Here is a 19,777-nt window from a genome sequence, read left to right on the forward strand (position 1 = left end):
CACCACGGGAATTTCTGCGCAGTCGGGTATCACAACCCTAAGCGGGAAAAGTGTCTGGACCTATGGGGTCAAATCCAAAAGGACTGGCGATAACCCCGCCCGTGATCGGGCGGGTCTGCATCGGCAAGCTGGTGCAAAAACAAGATAAGTGGGTACCGGAGAAGGACGACAGTTTCACCCTCACCACCCAGATACAACAAAAAGGGGGATGGTTGCTCCATCCCCTGCATCAACACTACTCATCGCAAAAAAGTAGCCAAGGGCAGGAGCAGACCAAGATCCGCGCCATTCCGGTACGGGTGCTGTTCAACGATAGCGACTTGAATCTGCGGGCGGAATATAGCGCCTTTGACCGTCAAACCGGCAGGCCGTTGTGTGTCGGGAATGGGGAGGTGGCGAGACGAGTGGGGGCGCAAGGCATGGAGGAAGTCAGCTGCCCTGGACCAGAGCGCTGCGCCTTTGCAGGGCAACAGGGCTGCAAGCTGTACGGTCGACTGAACCTGTTTGTGGAGGGGCAAGGGGATGAGCTGGGTAGCTTTATCTTCCGCACCACCGGCTACAACTCGGTGCGCACTCTGGCGGCTCGACTGAAGTACCTGGAGGCTGTGAGCGGGGGCCATACCCGCTATCTGCCGCTCACTCTACGGCTGCGGGCCAAGAGCACCACCCAGTCCTACCGCACCCCGGTCTACTACGTGGATTTAACCTTGCGGGAGGAAACCAACCTAACCGAGGCAGTCAGGCTCGCACAGGAGGCGGCCCAGCGTGACCAGGAGGCAGGCCTTGCAATCGACCAGATGGAGCAAGCCGCTCGTGAGCTGCTGCGTAACGGCCAGTTTGAGGATATTGATGAAGAGGTACCGATGCTGCTGGAGGAGTTCTATCCCGAAACCAACAGCGACGAGACGGCGAATGGTAACGCTGGTGTGGAGGCGACTACTTCGCATGCCGCACCGCAAAGCCAAGCAACCAGAACGCCGCAGAGGCCGCAACCAAGAAGGAGTCCACTCACCAACAAATTGGGGAAAGGGAACCCATCCCCTCCCCAGTGAATGGCGGGTGATCAGCGGGGACGCGCCAACCGCTCCACCAACCGTTCTACCGTTTCCAGCAACAGGGTTCGGTCAGCATCATCGAGCCGAGCCAGTTGCTGGCTCAGCACAATGCCCTGCTCGGTCGGGCGGTTACTGGTCTCACGCAGAAAGTCGGCTAGCTCACAACCAAACAGTTGAGCGAGCTCCGCCAGCCGCACCACGGTCGGCACCACAATTCCCCGCTCCATTCGAGAGACGGCTTCCATCCCGATATTGAGGTGTTCAGCCACATGCTCTTGCGTGAATCCGGCTTGAGTACGCTTGTGGCTGATCGCCTTGCCAACGCTCTTGGCTAACAGCTCAAGGTTGATATCTGTCATGGGTCCTCCAGTCAACCTCTATGGTTGACCATGGACCCATTGACGATAAGGACTCAAAAGGTAGACTAAAGACTTAATGAGTCCACAAACGGCAATTGATGCTGATTTGACACAGATGCGAGGCCCTCAACCAATAAACCATCGTGACCAACTCGCAACAGCTGGGCTCCATAAGACGCTTTTACTACACGACCAAGGACACAAAACATGGAAAGACTGACTTATGAAGATCTGGGTACTGACAAGCTGACCTCACTGATCCGTGCTCGAAAATCTTTCGAAGTCGTGGGGCTATCTGGGCGTATGAGCGCCGCTGTGACAAAACTTGAAAACAGCATCGAACCTGCCGGGCTGAAATGCCGGGTGTATACCAAGGGCCGGATCGCCGCAGCAGGGGCCAGCGTCTTTGGCGGTATTACCGGTCTAGCCGGGATCGCATCTGCCGTCACCATCGCGGCACATAATCTCGCCACTTACAATCCAGACTATGAAATCGTTAAGCACTTGGTGGATAACTCACTCAGCGTGCTTTACAAAAAATAACCACGTTAATGGCTCATCTAAATCCTTGAGCCTTTAGGAGTCACAGGGATGAAAAAACTCTTCATTACCTCAACAGCACTGCTGCTGTGCGGCAACGCCATGGCGTATGGCGAGGCCGGACGCTGGAGCAGCGGCTGGGGTCAGGGCACCAGCGAATACACGGCGGTGGTCAACGAGCAAAACAACCTCTATATCGCCTGTAATGACACCCGCAAGGTCAGCATGACGGCCACCGTGCAGGGCAAGGAGTACGGCTCTTATGCTGGGCAGGCTTTCTCCATCGTCGTCGATGGCAGCCAATACGATGCGCCCTATGAGACCGAGTCCCGTGTCAGTGAGAACAATTTCTTCGACATGTGGGGCAAGCTACGCAAGGCCAAGTCGATCAGAATTTTGACGGCTGACGGCAAGCAGCTCGCACTGCCGACCCAAGAGGTGGCATCAGTTCTGCCCGCCACCAATACCCCCGAGTTTGACTGCTTGATGTGGGACCAATAGGTCACACCCATTCCCATCCAAGAGGAGGCATTTGCCTCCTCTTTTTATTTCTGCCATTCACCCACTCTTGAAGGAGACGCACTATGCCCCCCTGCATTCCCCCTGAATGCGAGCCGTTCGATCACCAAGGCTTTTGGCACAAACTCTGGGCCTTTGCCAAACGTGCCGGTCGGCCCTTTATCGAGACCTCCCTGTTGCTCTACTACACCAGCCAAAAGGATGATCTGCCGCTTTGGGCCAAGCTCCTGGTTTACAGTGCGCTGGCCTACTTTATATCGCCCATTGATGCGATCCCGGATGTGCTGCCGATGGGACTCACCGATGACATCGCGGTACTGAGTGCAGCTCTCGCCAGCATTGCCGCCTTTATTGATGAACAGATCCGTGCCCGTGTGGCCAAAAAAATGCGCGAGCTGTTCGACCAAGATTAACCCCCACAAGGAGTACACCATGGCCATTCCCTTTTTCCGGGACGGCTTTGCCTTGCCCGTTGCCCAAGCATTGCTGATTCTACTCAACCAGGAAGTCGCTAAAACCGAGCTCAATATCGATCGCTTAACCCAACTGACCTTCAACTTTCGCAATCCCGGCTACAGCGCCGAGCAAGGCGGCGTACACCCGGTCGAGATCCGCCTGATCCGTGGGCTAGATGGCTGGCTGTTCGATTACGTCACCGACTTCAGCTACCAGGGGCAGGGCCAAGATGCTGAGCTCTGCAAGGAGCTCGATTTCAACTTCCTCGATGGGGGGAATACACCATGTTGGGCTGGGGACCGCTGCGGCTGGCTGAGGCGCGGGAGTTGTTCGACATCTGGCAAAGTAACTTCATTGCCTACTGCCGGTTGGAATGCTTCAGCGTCACGGTCGCAGGAGATTAGGAGGTAACGATGAGCCAAGAATTAGCGATCTCCCACTATACACGTCAGTGGCTGGGACGAGTCGCCACAAGCTCCAAGCTAACCCCCACTCGCAGTGGTCAGCGTTGGCTGCTGCACCTAACACCGGATAGCCCACCAGCCCGCACAGTCACCTTACAAGTGCGCTGGTCTGGCGTGCAGTGGCAACTGCTCTCTCTCACCAATGCCGAGGACTGGCGCACCATGAGCCAGCCGGTCGATGAGCTCTGCATTGACCCCAAGCGCCGTTGTTTCTGGCATTGCCAAGCTGGCCCCGTGCCGCTCAGCGAGCAGCCCCGCGTGCTGGCCAACTTTCTGAACGATCTGCAGCGCACCTGCATACATCGCGGCTATCGCGTGGAGAGTGACCCCATCCCCGACAAGGAGAACAAAGATGATTAACGCCATGATCGCCATCGAACTGGAGGCTTATCTTGAGCGCGATGGTCAAATTGAAGTGGTGCATGACCAAGGCCAGCCCGTGAACGGTTATGGCCTCTACCTGCGCTATGAAAACGAACGGGGCGACGCACTGGCGCAATGGCTATGCGACCACCCGGATCACCGCTGGCTAACCCAGTTCGGCACCCTACTAGCCACCAGTTACCACATTCCGTTGCACGACTACACACCGCACACCTTGGCGGCATGAACACCGCCAACCAAGCCTGCGGTCACACCCCATGCAGTAACCTATTACCCAACTACTTCGCCTACCCTGCGCGTCCAATGCGGTGGGGCAATGGCGTATGGAGCCTAATCATGTTGCATCACAAACTGATCGCCGGGGAGATCCCCGGCACCTATCTCGTCACCGAGCTGATTAACGAAGAGGATCTGTTGAGCATCGCCAACCAAATTGCCTATCAGAAACGAGCAAAGGAAAATTTACGTTTAGGACCGATGCCAAGCCCCGCCTTATTGAATACCACGCATGAAATCGAAATCAAAAAACCAAAACCGTAAAAACACCATGAAAACTTAGAATTACGTTCCATATTAACACCGAAACAACACTGACCCCCTCCCCCAAAAAAAATACAAAAAAAAACACAAGAAAATCAAAAGCAAAAAGATTAAAGGCAAAGGAGGCAAGTAATCATCAACGTCCAGCCAAAAATGAATAGAAGTTGTTTTGTGATATACCACACAAACTTTGATAATTACGGTGGATAAGCATTGCTTTGGAAATCGATTTCAAGAAAATGGGCGCAGTGTGATTTGCCTTGGCATCGATTGCATGGTGGCAGTTTGAGTCTCGACAATTCATCGTGATGGACATTTTCCCATTGATTGGAGTGGTCAGTATGAATGCAACAAAAAAAGGACTTTTAGCAACATTGATCGCCGCAGCCTTGCTCGGTGGATGTGGCGGTGAAGAGAACATTTCTTCTAGCAACGGCAGTGAAACCCATCCGGGTGAAACGCTTCCTGGTGAAACACCTCCAGGCGGTGAAGATGGCGTATTGTTGCTGTTTGGTGTTGGAGCGAACGCAAAAGTCACCCCCAATATTCAGTCGGAGAAGGATAACTGGAACCTGCAGCCAGTCACGTCTACTCCTGTCGCCATGACCAGCATCAATGCTGTGCTCATCAACAATGCTGGTACCGATGACACAGCCGATGTGCAGGTAGCCGGTGACGGAGATGGCACCTTTATGCTCAAATCCGCCACCCCTCTGAACCTGAGCAAATACGCTTCCGGTTTCATCGAGTTCCAGCTGCGAACCAAGAGCAAGGTGCCGGAAGTGCTCAATGCCTCCATCGACAACGAGTATCCCAACCGCAGCAGCCTGCCCATTGCAAGCGCCCTGACCGGTTCCGGCAACTGGGAAACGCTCACTCTGCCCATCAACTGCATGAAGCCCTTCCCCGGTGCCAAGGCCGTCAACCTCGCCACTGTGGGCACACCGTTCCACCTGGCCACCAAGGAAGCCTTCAACTACGAAATCACCAACATCAAGTACCTGCTCACCACCTCAGCCAAGCCCGTTGTCGACCCGGTCACCTGTGAAGCGCCTGGCGGCGCTACCGACCCTGGAACCGATCCTGACACCAATCCAGACACAGGCTCCGGCGTCAACAATGCCCCCGCGCTGGTGGCCACCGATGCCGCACTCTACTACTCCGGTGACAAGAGCCAGGCCCAAGACCGCAGCGCTGATTACCCGGCAGCCAGCTTCGGCGGCACCCTGACCGATGAAAACCAGGTCATCACCATGGACCTGCCAGGCAATGGCGCCGCCTTCCTCGGGACCGACAGCGCCAATGGGGATCTCTCCGCCTATCAGGACGGCGTCATGCTGCTCGACCTGAAAGTCTCCAGTTACGGTGACTCCCCCAACATCCAGATCCGCATGGACGGTACCGCAGGCCCAGACTTTGGCACCTTCTTTACCATGGACAGCAACATCGTGCCCGATGACGACACCTGGTACCGCTGCATCCTGCCGGTTGCATCTCTCATTCCGGCGGCCAACACAGGCTCAGTACAAAAGGCGCTCTACCTGAGCGGGGCCTGGGACTCCATGGCCGGTCTGCGCTTCGCCTTCACCAACGTAGCCCTGAAAACAGCCATCCCGGCAGACTTTGACAGCAATCAGCCCTGCCAGCAGATCAAGTGATAAGGCATTGAATCTTCGAGAAATCGATTGAAAATAATTTTCTACGGATTGGAGCAATAAGATGAAATTGAAGTCACTCGCCTTGTTTGTCGGGGCATGTTACGGGCTAGCAGTGCCCGCCGTATCGAATGCCGCCGAGAGTTTTGGCTTCCACGGTTATATTCGTGCTGGTTCAATGTTTGACGCCAAGGACAACTTCGCCAAGGCGGGGTACGAATATGAGATGGACAAGACCATGGGGCGCCTGGGCTCCGAGCTGGACAACAGCTGGGAAGCGGGTCTGAACAAGTTGTGGGATCTGGGCAACAACAAGTCGGTCAACATTCACTTCAAGGTGGAGTCCGATGCCGATGGCCTGCAAACCCGTGCAGCACCTCGCGAAAGCGGTGTGTCAGAAACCTATGTGGAGCTGGGTGGCATCACCCCGACCGGGACCATGTGGGGTGGTCTGCGCTATTACGACCGCGAGAACTACATCTGGACAACCGACTATTTCTACACGGACTACTCGGGGACCGGCGTCGGCATCAAAGCCATGGAGATGGCGGGTGGCAAGTGGGACTTTGCCTATATCAACAGCAACGACACCAGCCACTCCGACCGCGCCAATGGCACTGAAGCCACCATGCACACCCTCCACACCAGCGCCCTCTACGGCGCCTGGGACATGGAGATCGCACTCAAGCAGATGCCCAGCAACGAATTCACCGGCGACAACAAGCAATATGCGACCAAGGGGGCAGAAGGAACCGTCATTTATTCCCGCGACGACTTCTTCTTCATGCCGGGCGGCTTCTCCAAGTTCATCGCCCAGGCAGGACGTGGACTGGGTTCAGGCGACTTGCTGGGGGCCAACCTGACCAATACCGCCATGTATCGCAAGGGCTCCCTGTATCAGAAGACACTGCAGGACAAGGCGGATGGCTATAAACCCTACCAGTCCAAGGTGATGGAAGGCGATCAATCCTATCGCGTCTTCCTCTGGGGTGGCTGGTATGGCGCCAATATTCATCTGCTGCCGACCCTCTCCTACCAGTACAACGACTACGAGCTGGGTGGCCATGACTCCTGGTATGCCGCATCTCTGCGCCCGGTATTCCCGATCAATGAGTTCTTCTCCATCCAGACGGAAGTCGGATATGTGAAAAACAACCTGATCATCGATAACGTCGAACGGGGTGGCACCTCTCACAAGGTCAGCATAGTGCCGACCTTCACCGTCAATACCGGCATGGGGCCCTCACCGGAGATCCGCATTCTGACGACCTATGTCGATCACAACAACGAGACCCCCTGGCAGGAAGACCGGGAAGATTTCCTAGTCGGTGTGCAGGCGGACATGTGGTGGTAGGTTAGGTCGCGATACTTATTTGCACTATAATCTCGGGTCCCTTGGGGGACCCGCATTGCATACGAGGAAACACGATGAAGGGAACGAAACAGTGTCTGCCTTTCCTGGTCAGTCTGTTGATGGCCGGGTGCGTCAGTAAAGGCCCGGAGCATCCGCCAAGATCGGCAGCCTCCGACTTGCAGCTGCAGCTTCAACATGACCGAGAACAATTGTCGGGCAAAATGGCGATCGAGGCATTCAAGGATCTTCGCTTCCAGCCCTTCGGGCAAGAAAGCCGTTGGGTAAATGTGGGCACTGACAGCCCAGTTTACGCATTCGATTCGGGCAAAAGCTATGTGATGGCATTCTCATTGCCCTCTTTCCCCCAAGCTGCCCGCATCAAAGTAACCATCCCGATCGACTATACCATTTTTCTGCCCAGCATCCTGTTACTGGACGAGAATCACCACCCCGTTCAAACCATTCCCAGCACCACTTTCAGTTATAACGGCCGTTCATTAATTTCAGGACAGAACATCCAGGGAGAATTTACCATTCCGGCCCCCATCGGCAGCGTCCGAGCTGCCTATATGGTGATCTATTCTACTACGCTGGATATGCAAGGCAGCACCAGGCTCAATCCCGATGATCTCCAGCGCGCAATGCAATATGATCGCGCCACGGATGTCGCCCGTCTCATTAATGTGGAAGTGCCCCATTCGGCCACCGGACGATTATATTTGGCACTGGACGCAGAGGCTGCTGTAAATGCGACACCGAACGCAAAAACCATATCGCCCGTGATGATCACAGCAGATAAAATGCTAGGTGAACTGGATTATTATCAACATATTCGCACTGCGGTTGTGAGCAAAAACTACGAGCAGGCTCTCGCCTGGGTCAAGGCCGCCGAACAGGCCGGTTTTACCAAAGCAAGAGAGGTTTTTTTTGCCGCCCAGCAGTAGTGGGCACCTCAATCTGAGGCGAAGCATCATTGCTTGTCACCACCAAGGGAAAGGGTTATCCTAACCCGCTGATTTATTGAGAATATATTCTTGTAATATTGGTTATAGCCAAGGGTTTTCACAGTCGAGTACGGAGGGCGGATGTCGAAGTCAGCTCAGGAGAAAAAAGCCACTGTCTATGATATCGCCAGACGAGCCGGTGTCTCGGCAAGCACTGTATCCCGGATATTAAACGGCTCGGCCAAAGTGGCTGCAGATAAACGCCAAGCGGTTGAAGATGCAATTCAGGAATTGAATTTTCGTCCCAACCTTATGGCACAATATCTGAAAACGGGTCAATCCATGACCCTTGGGGTATTGACTCAACATGTAGAGAGTCCATTTTCCAACGAAATGTTGCGTGGTGTTGAACATACCCTTCAGGGCATGGAGTATGTGCCGCTGATTGTCAGCGGTCACTGGAATGCGGAAGAAGAAGTCGAACGGTTGCGCCTGCTGGTAGCTCGTCGGGTCGATGGTCTTATTATTTTGACCGGCCACGTAAATCAACAAACGCTGCTCGAGTTTTCACAGCAAATACCCATTGTTGCCACTGGCCACAATATCATGACCGAGCGGGTACATTCCTTCAGCATCAATAATCGGCTGGGTGGCTACATGGCAACTCGCTATTTATTGGATCTGGGTCATCATGACATCGCCCACATTGTCGGCTTACCGGATCAAAACGATGCCATCGAACGTCATCATGGTTATCGTCAGGCCTTAGTCAGCGCGGGAATCGAATATGATCCATCCTTGGTCATCCAAGGGGATTTCGCCGAGGCTGGTGGCCTGAATGCAGTGAAGAAACTGGTGCAGAGTGGCCGGAAATTCTCAGCCATATTCTGCGCCAACGATCAGACCTGCTACGGGGCTATTTTGGGGCTCAAGCAGTGCGGCTTAAGGGTACCAGAGGATGTTTCACTCATTGGTTTTGATGACCTGCCATTCTCTACCTATTCCAACCCACCATTGACCACGGTACGCCAGCCCATCTACGAGATGGGGGTCAAAATGGTCAAGACTCTGTTGGGTTTGATCGAGGGCACGGAGCCAAACTCGGACGAACTGCCCGAATTGAGCATTGTGGTGCGTGATACTACACTGCCGTACAAAGGATGAATGTCGACTGGGGATTTTTCCCTGCGCAGCATCCGCTCAAAGCGGCCTTCGGGCCGTTTTTCTTTTGTCAGCCGCCTGTCCAGCGAGCGACTTGTCCTTGTCGCATCTTCCACCTTGTCTCTCTGACGTAGCACAGACTCCACACACAACCCGGCGTACCTCTTCTACCGGCCCCTCAATCCGGCTGGCTCCATAAAACCAGCCAGAGCCTGGCAATGACAACCCGATGACATCTGCCTACAAACCGGCCCTGATGGAAAAAGGCGCCTGAAGGCGCCTTGAAGAGTCTGCTGATCGCTGCGGGGGATTGCCCTGTGGGCGTGTCCACCGTCAAGGCGCAGCGAAGGGAGACTCCGTCCCGATAGCTGTGCTGGTTGCCAGCGTGGGAAGATGCTCGTCCGCCTCACAGAGACGGGCTCTTTTTGCCGTCTTCTGGGGGAGATACCAGCTTGCCAACCCCTGCTGGATGCGCGCGGCGGCGGCTTCCGGCGTCATGGTGCCGAGCACCACGGATTGCGATACCTCCGCAAGCTCTGTGGTAAGCAATGGCTCACCCCGGATGAGGAACTGCGCCCCCAGACGCAAGGTGGAATCGCAGGTATCCCGCCAGCCCATCATGGTGCTCGCCACCGGTTCCTTGAGCTCGAAGAAGTGGTTGGAGAGGGAGAAAAAACCGGGTACCGAATTGGAGAAACGCTCTGCAAAGTCGGCGCTTGCCATCCACTCCACCAGTTTCAGGGCGGCCTCCTTGTTCGGGCTGGCGGCATTGATGCCGATCCCCATGTCGGTGTGATCGGTGAAATAGCAGGTGTCCCCCTCCCGCGCGACGGGGGGCGGGAAGGCACCAAAATTGACCTTGCCGGTGAACTGGGCCAGCGACCAGGAGCCCGCCACTATCATGGCGGCCTTGCCCGCAGCAAAGGCATCCACCGCCTGTGCTTCGGTGGCATCGGCAGGATGGTCCCCTATGTAGGGCCGCCAGCTCGCCAGCTCACGAAACGCCGCCACATAAGGGGCATCGGTCACTCGCGCCTGACCGTTGATCAGCGCCAGGCGGCCATCTTCCCCATGCCAGTAATTGGGACCGATATTCTGATAACCAAGCTCGGAGACCACCCAGCTGTCGTGAGCCGCCAGTGCCAGCGGCAGATAGCGGCCATCCTGCTTCACCTTCTCCAGCACGGCGAAGAAGTCGGCACGGGTTCGCGGCAGTGTCAGCCCAAGGGCGTTGAAGATATCGACATTGAAGTAGAAACCCTGGATCACGGAGGCAATGGGCAGGCAGAAGGTCTGGGCCCCGGAGTCGGTCTGCCAGGCGGCCTTGGCAAAGCTCGGGAAGTTCTCCATCCCGGGCAGGTCCGTCAGATCCAGCAGATGCCCCTGCTGGAACAGCCGCAGGGACTGATCATAAGGGCGGCAAGTGATGAGATCCCCCGCCTTCCCCGCCGCCAGCCGCTCGGCAAGCTCCCGATCGTAATCCGCCGAGCGCTGCGAATGCAGCTTAAGGGTGATCTCGGGATGGATCGCCTGAAAACGGGGCAGAAACTGCTCCTTCCAGAGCGCCTCGTCATCCACGCGCCAGGTTTCCAGCACCAGCTCCTGGGATACCGCCGCCGTACTCAGCCCCCAGACCAGCAGGGCACTCACAGATTTCCACATCGCCTCTCTCCTACACCTTGAAACGGGCCACCAGACTCTGCTGCTGGCTGGCCAGCCCCGACAACACCTCACCACTGCTCGCCGATACCCGGGACGCCTGCTCGGTCTCGTGAGCCACGTCTGCGATGGCCGCCACATGCTGGGCCACTCCCTGACTCACCGAAATCTGCTCCGCTGCGGCATAAGCCATGTGATCCGCAATCTCCTTGATTGCCTCCATACGCGAGGCAATCCGCGTGAGGGCACTCTCAACATCCCGAGTCTGCTGCACACTCAGCTCAGTCTGCTCATGGCTCTGGGCCATCACGTTCGCCACATCGCGGGCGCATCCCTGCAGGTTATCGATCATCACTTGGATCTCCTGAGTCGCCCCTTGTGAACGGGTAGCCAGCGCCCGCACCTCCTCGGCCACCACGGCAAAACCCCGCCCGGCCTCCCCGGCACGGGCCGCTTCGATGGCCGCATTGAGGGCCAGCAGGTTGGTCTGTTCAGCCATGCCACGGATCACCTCAAGAATGTTGCCAATGTTGCTGCTGTAGCCTTCGAGCTTGCGGGTGATCGCCGTGGCCCCGGCGATGTCGGTCGCCAGTTGCTCGATGCCATCCCGATTGGCCTGCATCAGATGACGTCCGCGCCGGCTCTCGTCATTGGCCTCCCCCACCTCCCGACGGACATGATCGCTCGAGCGCGCCACTTCGGTGGCACTGGTCTCCAGCTCGAAGATGGCGGCCGCCACCTGATCGGTCTGGGCCTTCTGCGCCTGCACCTGCGACATCACCTGCTCGCCGATCTCCGCGGTCTTGCGCGTCTCGCTCACTAGGTACTCAGAGCCGGCCTGGACCTCCATCAGAAGCTCCTTGGTGTGGTGGGCCAGCTGGTCGATGGAGTTCGCGACCTCACCAAGCTCGTTCCTGGCGGGGTAACGAACCCGCAGCGTCATGTCCCCTTGTGCCATTAGACCGAGAACCCGATTGATCCGCACCAGCGGCACCTGGATGCTGCGGGCCGTACTCCAGGCAACAATGAGGGCGATGAGCACGGAACACAGGGCCACTATCACGATCCAGGTGCGGGCGCTGTCAACCGCGACGTCGGCACTCAGCCTGTCCTCCTGCATGCTCTGGTTGCTGATGGCGATAAGCCTGTCCAGGACCTCCCCCAGTTGCTGGCTCTGCCCCTCCTGCTGTTCACGCAAGCCATGGAGTTGCTGGCTGATTTGCTGACGGCGCACCAGGGTGGCAATCAGCCCCTTGTCGCCAAATACCAGCTGGGGAATGCGCGCCACATGGCGGGTGAACCTGGCCTTGACGTCATCGGGGACAACAATCCGCTCCAGCCGCTGGTTCGCAATGTCGATGTCTTTGGCCAGCCCCCCCTGTAGCGCCACCAGGTCAGTGTTGCCGTCGGCACGCAGGATCAGCTTGAGATCTCGTGCAATACCGCTGGTGATGAGCTCCGCCTTGTTCTGCAAAGAGCGCCGCCCCGCCGTGTAACGCACCAGCAGGTCCGCCGCCGAACGGTAGTTGTCGTCCAGGTGCAGCAGCTCGCCCCGCATCCGTGAGAGCACCCGCTCCAGCTCGACCGACTCTTCGTGCAGGCTCATCAACTGCTCAGAGATGGTAAACAGCCGGGGGGCCTGGTCGGTGACCCGGGCGAGTTGCCGCTCACTCTCGGTATCGAGCGTCAGGGCCGCGAATGCCTTGATGTGCTGCTCATAGCGGACCTTGTCATGGGCAACACGCTGACGGGACTCGGGAAACGCCGACGCCTCCCGGATGGCGAGATGCGCCAGGCTGTCCCTGTCAGCCATCAGCAACGCGGCGCGCAACCGGCTGGCGGTCAGGGCCTGAGGCGTCGCCTCCTCGGTCACCTGCTGGAAACGACCGTGAATGGAGGTCGTCTTCAGGTAACTGATGGCCCCGAGCAATAGCAACAGGACCAGCAGCAGCGCAAAGCCCAATCTGATCCGCTGTACGATCGACATCCTTTTCTCCCACCTCTCCCTCCGCATCGGGGCGGAGCCGGTTATCAAGGCACCAGGAGCCCGACAGGCATCCTGGTGCATCTGGCTGACGGCTTATCGACTCAACCTGCCCTGGCAATCGAGCCTGACCACTTCCCCTGAGGCCCCCAGCAGAGAAGCCGGTACCCAGCGTACGGTCGCCATGTCGATGCGCGCCTGTCCACTGGTGCCCAGGATGAAGGGGGTATTGACCTTCGCGAAGTCCATGCCCTCTTCGAGGCAGCGCAGGGGCAGACTCAGGGTCACCCACTTCTGCGGGGGCAACTGGCGCAAGGCCGGAGCAATCTCGATGGACTTGCCGCAGGGCCAGCCACACTGCAGCCCCAGCGTCATGTCCCCCGCTGGTGCCTGCTGCACCCGCAGCGTCACCTGCAGCTCGCTTTCGCCCTTCAGGTAGGTGCGACGATCCGCCCCCTTGACCTGGGTGGTCTGCAACTGGATCGTTGCCCCGGAGTCGACACCCGGCTTGTCCGCCCCGAGGAAGGTGACCGCTCGCGCATCCTGCTGGCGCAGGTAGTCGATGGGCTGAACCTTGATGAAGGTCATCTCGGTCACGCTGTTGCCGGAGACTTCAGTCCCCGTCCAGTTGCTGGCATCCCCCATGCGCAGACGGTGTTCTTCACCCGCCTTTGGCCCAAACAGCTCGAGCACCTTGTCAGCGGCGCTCAGTTTAGCGGGGTCGCTCTCGTTGCAACCGAAGGTTCGTTTATCCAGGGTCAGGGTATTGAGGTTGCTGACCCGGGCCGCCACAGGGGAAGGCTTGCCGTAGCTGAGCCCGTAGCCATAGGGGAAGAGCGGTGCGTACTCACCCGCTGGATCCTGCTCGAAGGTTGGGCGCTGCCAGCCCGGGATATGGGTGGGCGTGCGATTGATGGTGGTGGCGCACTTGCTGAAGGGCCACGAGAAGGAGAGGCGTCCCTGGAAGTCATGGGCCACCTTGCCCTTGGCATCCTTGAACAGCAGATCGGTGATCCCCTCCCCCTCGGTGCCCGGCAACCAGGCGGCGACAAAGGCGGAAGAGAGATTGATCTCCTCATTGACGTAGAGCGGACGTCCGGAGAAAAGCACGGTCACCACGGGGATGCCGGCCGCCTTCAGTCGCTTGAGGGTCAAAAGATCCTCGTGATAGCTGCTCTTGAGATCTCCATAGGCAAGGGTCTTGTTGTCAGGAATGTCACCGAACCACTCGGCATAGGGATCCTCCCCCATGACCAGGATGGCGACATCGGGCTTGGCTCCCGCAAGCTCACCAGATCCCGTGCTCACCTGTACATGATCCGCACCGACGGTGGCGGTCACCGCATCCAGTACGCTCTGGGCACCGGGGAAATCACCGCGCCCGTTCTCGCTGCCTTGCCAGGTCAGGCTCCAGCCCCCCACCTGCTTGCCCAGATTGTTGGCGGCGCTCCCAGCCACCAGCACCCGGCTCTGCCGGCTCAGGGGCAGGATCCTGCCCTCGTTCTTGAGCAGCACCAGCGACTTGCGTACCGCCTCCCGGGCCAGCGCCTTGTGCGTCACTGCACCAAGTTCACTCTGTTTGCCCGCCAGCTCACGGGCCGACGGCATGGGTTTCTCCCACAGCCCGGCCCGCATCTTGACCCGCAGGATACGCGTCACGGCATCGTCGATCCGGCTTATCGGGATCTGCCGACTCGCCACGCCATCGAGCAGGCTCTGGCGAAACTCCATCCAGTCCTTGCGCGCCGTGACCATGAAGATGTCGACCCCGGCCAACACCGCAGGCAGGCAGCTCCCCATGGTGCAGCCGGCGATCTCGCTGTGACCGTTCCAATCAGAGACGACAAGACCATCAAAGCCCATCTTGCCCTTGAGCACGTCGGTCAGCAGATAGCGGCTGCCGTGCAGCTTGCCGTTGTACTCCACCCCGTCTTCTGGCAGCACGTCGCGGTTGAGCTCGTTGTGCCAGCTGTTGAACGAAGCCATGACCACCTGGGCACCGGCATCCAGCCCCGAGAAGTAGCCCACCGCGTGCAGGTTGCGCAGATCCTCTTCCGAATAGAAGTTCTGACCCCGGTCGACCCCGTTCAGGGTACCACCGTCCCCCACGAAGTGTTTCACGTTCGAGATGACATGGCGCTGGCCGCGTAGATCCGTCGCGGAACCTTGCAGGCCACGCACCATCTCGCCAGCATAGTGATAGACGATGGCGGGATCTTCGGAATAGCCCTCATAGGTCCGGCCCCAGCGATCATCTCTGGGCACCGCCACCGTCGGGGCGAAGGTCCAGTCCAGCCCGGTGGCGGCCACTTCCCGCGCCGTCACCTGGCCGATACGGTAGATGAGCCCCGGATCCCGCGCAGCACCAAGGCCGATGTTGTGCGGGAACAGGGTCGCCGCAAAGACGTTGTTGTGGCCGTGCACCGCATCGGTCGCCCACATGAATGGAATGCGATAGCCCCTGCCCTCAAAGCCCGCTTCCGCCGCTTGCCAGTAAGTGTCGGCCTGGCGTGCCCAGTCCGCTGCTGAGGCGTGTTTGTTGTTGCCTGGCCAACCGCCACCCCCGTTGAGGACGGAACCAATCTTGTAGCGAGTGACCTCCTCTGGGGTCACTTCACGAAAGTCGGGCTGGATCATCTGGCCGACCTTCTCCTCCAGGGTCATCCGGGAGAGCAGGGACTGGATCTGGCGCTCCATCCCCTCGTCCTTGGCAATGGCGCTATGGATCTGCGGCCAAGTGACAAAATAGGGCATGGTCGACAGCTCATCCGCCATCCCGGCACTCCAGATGCCGCACCCCACGAATAGGCAGGTCATAGACCTGGTGAGACCTGTAGTTTTACGCATTTTCCTTATGACTCTCCGGATATTCTCATTCATCGCCTGACGCATCGATCATGGGGGTCCGCCTTGAAAAACAACCCAGCCATGAAATCGATTGCAAGAATATTTAATGGTAAACAGAAATCTCCTCACCATTCCAGCAGTATCTTTACCCTGCCACGGTAAAAATCCCACCGAGAGAGTAAATAGTGATGTAGCTCACAAAGATCAGACTGTTTCTCGCCAGCAAAATATCCAGGAGGGGATGGAGCACACGGAAAAGCAACATGATAGAAAAAGCAATAAAATTATAAACATATAGTGTATTTTTCATCTCATGCCACTGCATATTTTACCGAGAATGGCACCCATTTGGTTAAACTGGCGGGAAATAAAGAGAGGATGATAAGGATTCAATAGAATTCAAATCACGTAGATCTACATATCAATAAACGAAAATTTGTAGCCCACATCACAGTTCATAAAGGCAAACTTGATTTGCCACAAACTTTACTATTACCTAATTCATGAAATCGATTTCCACTCAAGGGTTGTATGTAAGTCTTGACAGTGAAATGCGGGTAGCAGGATGACTCGGTCATTTTCAGCGCGAGTGCGAAAATCGACGCCATTATTTCCGTCTGTGATCAAAGGGGTAACAATGAAAATATCTCGGCTTAGTGCCCTGACGCTTGCCATGTCTTGCGTCATTGGCTTGCATGGCTGTTCCCTGCCCAGCGCAGGGGCATCAGGCTCCGGTGCCTCCTCGGCATCTGCCGGACCTGTGGGTGAATTGCTAACCAACGGGGGCTTCCAGGGAACCGATGGCTGGTGGACGGCTGGGGGCACCCTGAACGCCGAGAACCAGATGGGCTGTATCACCTTCACCGAGTCGGGATCCAATCCCTGGGATGTCATCCTGGGCCAGTCCAACCTCGGCCTAGTTCAGGGGCAAACCTACAAGCTCCATTTCACTGCCATGGCCAAGAGCGACATCAACGTCAAGGCCCTGATCCAGCATGATGGCGCCCCCTACACCAACCATATGGTGCAGGACCTCGCCCTCAGCAGCACACCCAAACCTTTCGACATCCAGTTCACGCCCTCCTCCACGGACGAGAAGACCCAGTTTCAACTCCAGATGGGCACCCAGACACCGACCACCGTCTGCATCGGTGAAGCAACGCTCTCGGGTCCATCCCTGGTCAAGAAATCTGATCTGGCCAGCGTGCGCGTCAACCAAGTCGGCTACCTGAGCAAGGCATTGAAACGTGCGACCATCGCCACCGACAGTAAGGACTCGCTCCCCTGGACCCTGCGCAATGCCCAGGGTGAGGCCATCGCCGAAGGCAAGACCACACCCTTTGGCCTGAATGCAGCATCCGGCGAGAACGTACAGATTGCCGACTTCAGTCAGGTCACCACCCCGGGCACCGGCCTGGTACTGGAGGTCGCCGGCCAGAAGAGTCATCCATTCAGCATCGGCGATGACATCTATCACACCATGAAATTCGATGCCCTCTCCTTCTTCTATCAGCAGCGTAGCGGCATCGACATCGAGGCCAAATATGTCCAGCGCCCCGATCTCGCTCGCCCGGCAGGACACAAGCCCGAGAAAGTGACCTGCTTCAACAAACAGGATGCCAAGGGCAACCAGTGGCCAGGTTGTGACTTCACGCTGGATGTGACCGGCGGCTGGTACGACGCTGGCGATCAGGGCAAGTACGTGGTCAACGGCGGCATCTCGGTATGGACCTTGATGAACCTCTATGAGCGAGAGCAACTGGCGCAAGAGGGTGACAAGAGCGCCTTTGCCGACGGCAAGGCTAAAATCCCGGAACAGCACAACGGCCACAACGATCTGCTGGACGAATCCCGCTGGATGATGGAGTTCTTCCTCGCCATGCAGGTACCCGAAGGCAAGAAGGCCTGGGTACCGGTAGGAGATCAGTCCAAGCAGCTCGACAGCCTGAAACTGACCGAGATCGATGCCTCAGGCATGGTCTTCCACAAGGTCGCCGATGAAGCCTGGACCGGGATGCCGCTCCCGCCCCACAAGGATCCACAACCCCGTTTCCTGAGCCACCCCAGCACGGCTGCGACCCTGAACCTGGCTGCCACCGCAGCCCAGTCTGCTCGCGTATGGAAAGATCTGGATCCGGCCTTCGCACAGCGCAGCCTACAGGCAGCCGAACGAGCCTGGAAGGCGGCAAAACGCCATCCGGACGTCTATGCCTATGACAACTTTGTGGGATCCGGTCCCTACGATGACACCAACCTGAAGGACGAATTCTACTGGGCTGCCGCCGAGCTATTTACCACCACCGGCAAATCCGAGTACAAGCAGGCCGTCCAGCAGTCCCCTCTCTATATGGCCGCCCCCAAGGGGGATCGCAGCGCAAGCGGTGATCTCTACTGGCAGGATCTCAGCAGCGCAGGGACCATCACGCTGGCCATGGTGCCTAACAAACTGGGCAAACAGGAAGTGGAGAAGGCGCGCGCCGCTATCATCGCCGCCGCCGACGGCTACCAGAAGAGCGTGGCGACAGAGGGTTACCTTATCCCCTATCAGGCCACCGAATACCCCTGGGGCTCCAACTCCAACCTGATGAATCGCAGCATCTTCCTCGGGCTGGCGCATGACTTCACGGGGGAGCGCAAATACCTGCAGGCCATGTCCGATGCCATGGACTATGTGCTGGGCCGCAACCCCCTCGACCAGTCCTATGTGTCGGGCTACGGCAGTCGTCCGCTGAAGAATCCGCACCACAGGTTCTGGGCACACCCAGCTGATCACGCGTCCCCCCTAGTTCCGCCAGGAGTAATGTCTGGGGGCCCCAACTCCATCAACTTCAGCGATCCCGTTGCATCCACTATGAAAGGGAAGTGCACCGGCCAGACCTGCTGGAAAGACGAGATAGGAGCCTGGACCCTGAACGAAGTTACCATCAACTGGAATGCTCCCTTCTTCTGGGCTGTCAGCGTGCTGGATGAAGGCGGATTAACCCGTTAAGTGCGCTCCCGATGCTCCGTCACCATGGCGGAGCATTTTCCCCTCCCGACCTTGTCCCTATGCAGATATCGGGCCTGTGTCTATCTTTTTCCCCATCTCCCATCAATGCAAACGCCACAGGGCGAATAGATAAGTGGCCCCGCAAACTCTTGCGTCCCTCCCTTATCCACAGCCTTTACGACAAAGTTATGCCTTCTGAGTGCTTCTCATCCACCTTTGGGCGCTGCTGATTTTCTACCGTAATACCGTGCCCTTAGGCCTCCTGACGCAATACGGCAGCCGCGCAGAGCAATCTCTCCTGCGATGCAATACAGTGCTACATACAGGTAGATGAGCCCGTGCCAGTACCTGGAGTCGATACTGTCATCATCCCTTCGGGCTTACGGCAAGGTTAGGTCAACGCCTCCATCGGCGCAGGGCTTTGCCCTAGGTCTGCGAGCTTCTGCAATGAAATCTTGCAACCATCTCACATCTGAAAGGTCTCCCTATCCCCAACATGGTCCAGAAAAGGCCCCTAGGCCATGACGAGACCTGCCATCAGGGCGGAGTAACCATCAGCAGAGAGCGGTAAAGCACAGGACATCATGGAGGCGGGTATCTGTTGGGGCTTTCAACATCAATGCACCGCGGGAAGAGTACGCTCTGCATCTTGTGGAGCCTGCCCAGCAGGTGTTGGGTAGGCATAAAAAACCAATAAGCATGAAATCGATATTTCAAAATAAAAGCCCAGCAAAAACTCGATTAAACTCATCAACAAAAAAACAAAAAACACTTCATTTTCAATAGAATGAGCGCCATGATTGCTCACAAACACAACTCAACAAGTGATCGACATCACAATTGCAAAAGCTCAAATGTGAAATCGAT

General features: G+C 57.3%; 18 protein-coding genes and 1 pseudogene. 13 read left to right on the top strand and 6 right to left on the bottom strand.

Annotation, left to right across the window (positions count from 1 at the left end; translation table 11 throughout):
- Positions 1-62: 62 nt before the first annotated feature.
- Entirely contained in the window at positions 63-1,052 is a 990-nt protein-coding gene (locus OKB87_RS12810; protein ID WP_270827665.1) for a recombination directionality factor, read from the top strand.
- Between the two features lie 11 nt (positions 1,053-1,063).
- On the opposite strand, the gene OKB87_RS12815 is transcribed toward OKB87_RS12810, so the two are convergent.
- The gene (locus OKB87_RS12815) at positions 1,064-1,414 is read right to left on the bottom strand and encodes a helix-turn-helix domain-containing protein (RefSeq protein ID WP_101530889.1); all 351 of its coding nucleotides are present in this window, start codon (positions 1,412-1,414) and stop codon (positions 1,064-1,066) included.
- Between the two features lie 207 nt (positions 1,415-1,621).
- On the opposite strand from OKB87_RS12815, the gene OKB87_RS12820 reads away from it, so the two are divergent.
- From OKB87_RS12820 to OKB87_RS23680, 7 genes and pseudogenes are all read left to right on the top strand, one after another.
- Positions 1,622-1,957 carry a hypothetical protein gene (locus tag OKB87_RS12820; RefSeq protein WP_025202118.1) on the top strand — a complete coding sequence of 112 codons (336 nt, stop codon included), beginning with the start codon at positions 1,622-1,624 and terminating at the stop codon, positions 1,955-1,957.
- A gap of 48 nt (positions 1,958-2,005) precedes the next feature.
- Positions 2,006-2,455, top strand: a complete 450-nt coding sequence (locus OKB87_RS12825; RefSeq protein WP_270827666.1) for a hypothetical protein — start codon at positions 2,006-2,008, stop codon at positions 2,453-2,455.
- Between the two features lie 83 nt (positions 2,456-2,538).
- Entirely contained in the window at positions 2,539-2,886 is a 348-nt protein-coding gene (locus tag OKB87_RS12830; protein WP_236381738.1) for a YkvA family protein, read from the top strand.
- Between the two features lie 19 nt (positions 2,887-2,905).
- A pseudogene (locus OKB87_RS12835) lies at positions 2,906-3,333 on the top strand (DUF2787 domain-containing protein).
- Positions 3,334-3,342: 9 nt separating this feature from the next.
- Positions 3,343-3,753, top strand: a complete 411-nt coding sequence (locus tag OKB87_RS12840; protein ID WP_236381741.1) for a hypothetical protein — start codon at positions 3,343-3,345, stop codon at positions 3,751-3,753.
- Complete coding sequence (locus tag OKB87_RS12845; RefSeq protein ID WP_201944266.1) at positions 3,746-4,003, top strand: hypothetical protein; 258 nt, start codon at positions 3,746-3,748, stop codon at positions 4,001-4,003. The genes OKB87_RS12840 and OKB87_RS12845 overlap by 8 nt, the downstream gene beginning before the upstream one ends.
- Positions 4,004-4,113: 110 nt before the next feature.
- Positions 4,114-4,317, top strand: coding sequence for a hypothetical protein (locus OKB87_RS23680; RefSeq protein ID WP_236381743.1), 204 nt, complete (start codon positions 4,114-4,116; stop codon positions 4,315-4,317).
- Between the two features lie 136 nt (positions 4,318-4,453).
- On the opposite strand, the gene OKB87_RS12855 is transcribed toward OKB87_RS23680, so the two are convergent.
- Positions 4,454-4,855: a hypothetical protein gene (locus OKB87_RS12855; RefSeq protein ID WP_158651142.1), complete on the bottom strand. Its 402-nt coding sequence runs from the start codon at positions 4,853-4,855 to the stop codon at positions 4,454-4,456.
- Between OKB87_RS12855 and OKB87_RS12860 the strand changes: the two genes are divergently transcribed.
- From OKB87_RS12860 to OKB87_RS12875, 4 genes are all read left to right on the top strand, one after another.
- Positions 4,821-5,975 carry a putative glycoside hydrolase gene (locus tag OKB87_RS12860; RefSeq protein ID WP_270827667.1) on the top strand — a complete coding sequence of 385 codons (1,155 nt, stop codon included), beginning with the start codon at positions 4,821-4,823 and terminating at the stop codon, positions 5,973-5,975. The two genes, OKB87_RS12855 and OKB87_RS12860, sit on opposite strands and share 35 nt — an antisense overlap.
- A 61-nt stretch (positions 5,976-6,036) precedes the next feature.
- Positions 6,037-7,326, top strand: coding sequence for a carbohydrate porin (locus OKB87_RS12865; protein ID WP_236381745.1), 1,290 nt, complete (start codon positions 6,037-6,039; stop codon positions 7,324-7,326).
- A gap of 74 nt (positions 7,327-7,400) precedes the next feature.
- On the top strand, positions 7,401-8,270 hold the full coding sequence (locus OKB87_RS12870) for a MalM family protein (protein WP_236381746.1): 870 nt from the start codon (positions 7,401-7,403) through the stop codon (positions 8,268-8,270).
- Between the two features lie 141 nt (positions 8,271-8,411).
- A complete protein-coding gene (locus OKB87_RS12875) occupies positions 8,412-9,434 on the top strand; it encodes a LacI family DNA-binding transcriptional regulator (protein ID WP_042084009.1) in 1,023 nt (340 codons plus the stop codon).
- 330 nt (positions 9,435-9,764) lie between these two features.
- Here the strand turns inward: OKB87_RS12875 and OKB87_RS12880 are convergent, their stop codons facing one another.
- The 3 genes from OKB87_RS12880 to OKB87_RS12890 form a co-directional block, all read right to left on the bottom strand.
- The gene (locus tag OKB87_RS12880) at positions 9,765-11,093 is read right to left on the bottom strand and encodes an ABC transporter substrate-binding protein (protein WP_201948215.1); all 1,329 of its coding nucleotides are present in this window, start codon (positions 11,091-11,093) and stop codon (positions 9,765-9,767) included.
- A 10-nt stretch (positions 11,094-11,103) separates the two neighbouring features.
- Entirely contained in the window at positions 11,104-13,077 is a 1,974-nt protein-coding gene (locus tag OKB87_RS12885; RefSeq protein ID WP_270827670.1) for a methyl-accepting chemotaxis protein, read from the bottom strand.
- Between the two features lie 93 nt (positions 13,078-13,170).
- Positions 13,171-15,891, bottom strand: coding sequence for a glycoside hydrolase family 3 protein (locus tag OKB87_RS12890; RefSeq protein ID WP_270827671.1), 2,721 nt, complete (start codon positions 15,889-15,891; stop codon positions 13,171-13,173).
- Between the two features lie 790 nt (positions 15,892-16,681).
- On the opposite strand from OKB87_RS12890, the gene OKB87_RS12895 reads away from it, so the two are divergent.
- The gene (locus OKB87_RS12895) at positions 16,682-18,910 is read left to right on the top strand and encodes a glycoside hydrolase family 9 protein (protein WP_270827672.1); all 2,229 of its coding nucleotides are present in this window, start codon (positions 16,682-16,684) and stop codon (positions 18,908-18,910) included.
- Positions 18,911-19,526: 616 nt separating this feature from the next.
- Here the strand turns inward: OKB87_RS12895 and OKB87_RS12900 are convergent.
- Positions 19,527-19,718 carry a hypothetical protein gene (locus OKB87_RS12900; RefSeq protein ID WP_270827673.1) on the bottom strand — a complete coding sequence of 64 codons (192 nt, stop codon included), beginning with the start codon at positions 19,716-19,718 and terminating at the stop codon, positions 19,527-19,529.
- Positions 19,719-19,777 lie beyond the last annotated feature (59 nt).

This window comes from Aeromonas sp. Y318-1, assembly GCF_027706125.1.
Classification (GTDB): Bacteria; Pseudomonadota; Gammaproteobacteria; order Enterobacterales; family Aeromonadaceae; genus Aeromonas; species Aeromonas hydrophila.

Excerpts from the sequence above, each read along its gene's own strand:
- OKB87_RS12880 (WP_201948215.1), bottom strand. The coding sequence starts at position 11,093 with ATGTGGAAATCTGTGAGTGCCCTGCTGGTCTGGGGGCTGAGTACGGCG.
- OKB87_RS12830 (WP_236381738.1), top strand. The coding sequence starts at position 2,539 with ATGCCCCCCTGCATTCCCCCTGAATGCGAGCCGTTCGATCACCAAGGC.
- OKB87_RS12825 (WP_270827666.1), top strand. The coding sequence starts at position 2,006 with ATGAAAAAACTCTTCATTACCTCAACAGCACTGCTGCTGTGCGGCAAC.
- OKB87_RS12810 (WP_270827665.1), top strand. The coding sequence starts at position 63 with ATGGGGTCAAATCCAAAAGGACTGGCGATAACCCCGCCCGTGATCGGG.
- OKB87_RS23680 (WP_236381743.1), top strand. The coding sequence starts at position 4,114 with ATGTTGCATCACAAACTGATCGCCGGGGAGATCCCCGGCACCTATCTC.
- OKB87_RS12845 (WP_201944266.1), top strand. The coding sequence starts at position 3,746 with ATGATTAACGCCATGATCGCCATCGAACTGGAGGCTTATCTTGAGCGC.
- OKB87_RS12875 (WP_042084009.1), top strand. The coding sequence starts at position 8,412 with ATGTCGAAGTCAGCTCAGGAGAAAAAAGCCACTGTCTATGATATCGCC.
- OKB87_RS12890 (WP_270827671.1), bottom strand. The coding sequence starts at position 15,891 with ATGACCTGCCTATTCGTGGGGTGCGGCATCTGGAGTGCCGGGATGGCG.
- OKB87_RS12820 (WP_025202118.1), top strand. The coding sequence starts at position 1,622 with ATGGAAAGACTGACTTATGAAGATCTGGGTACTGACAAGCTGACCTCA.
- OKB87_RS12870 (WP_236381746.1), top strand. The coding sequence starts at position 7,401 with ATGAAGGGAACGAAACAGTGTCTGCCTTTCCTGGTCAGTCTGTTGATG.
- OKB87_RS12840 (WP_236381741.1), top strand. The coding sequence starts at position 3,343 with ATGAGCCAAGAATTAGCGATCTCCCACTATACACGTCAGTGGCTGGGA.
- OKB87_RS12815 (WP_101530889.1), bottom strand. The coding sequence starts at position 1,414 with ATGACAGATATCAACCTTGAGCTGTTAGCCAAGAGCGTTGGCAAGGCG.
- OKB87_RS12885 (WP_270827670.1), bottom strand. The coding sequence starts at position 13,077 with ATGTCGATCGTACAGCGGATCAGATTGGGCTTTGCGCTGCTGCTGGTC.
- OKB87_RS12865 (WP_236381745.1), top strand. The coding sequence starts at position 6,037 with ATGAAATTGAAGTCACTCGCCTTGTTTGTCGGGGCATGTTACGGGCTA.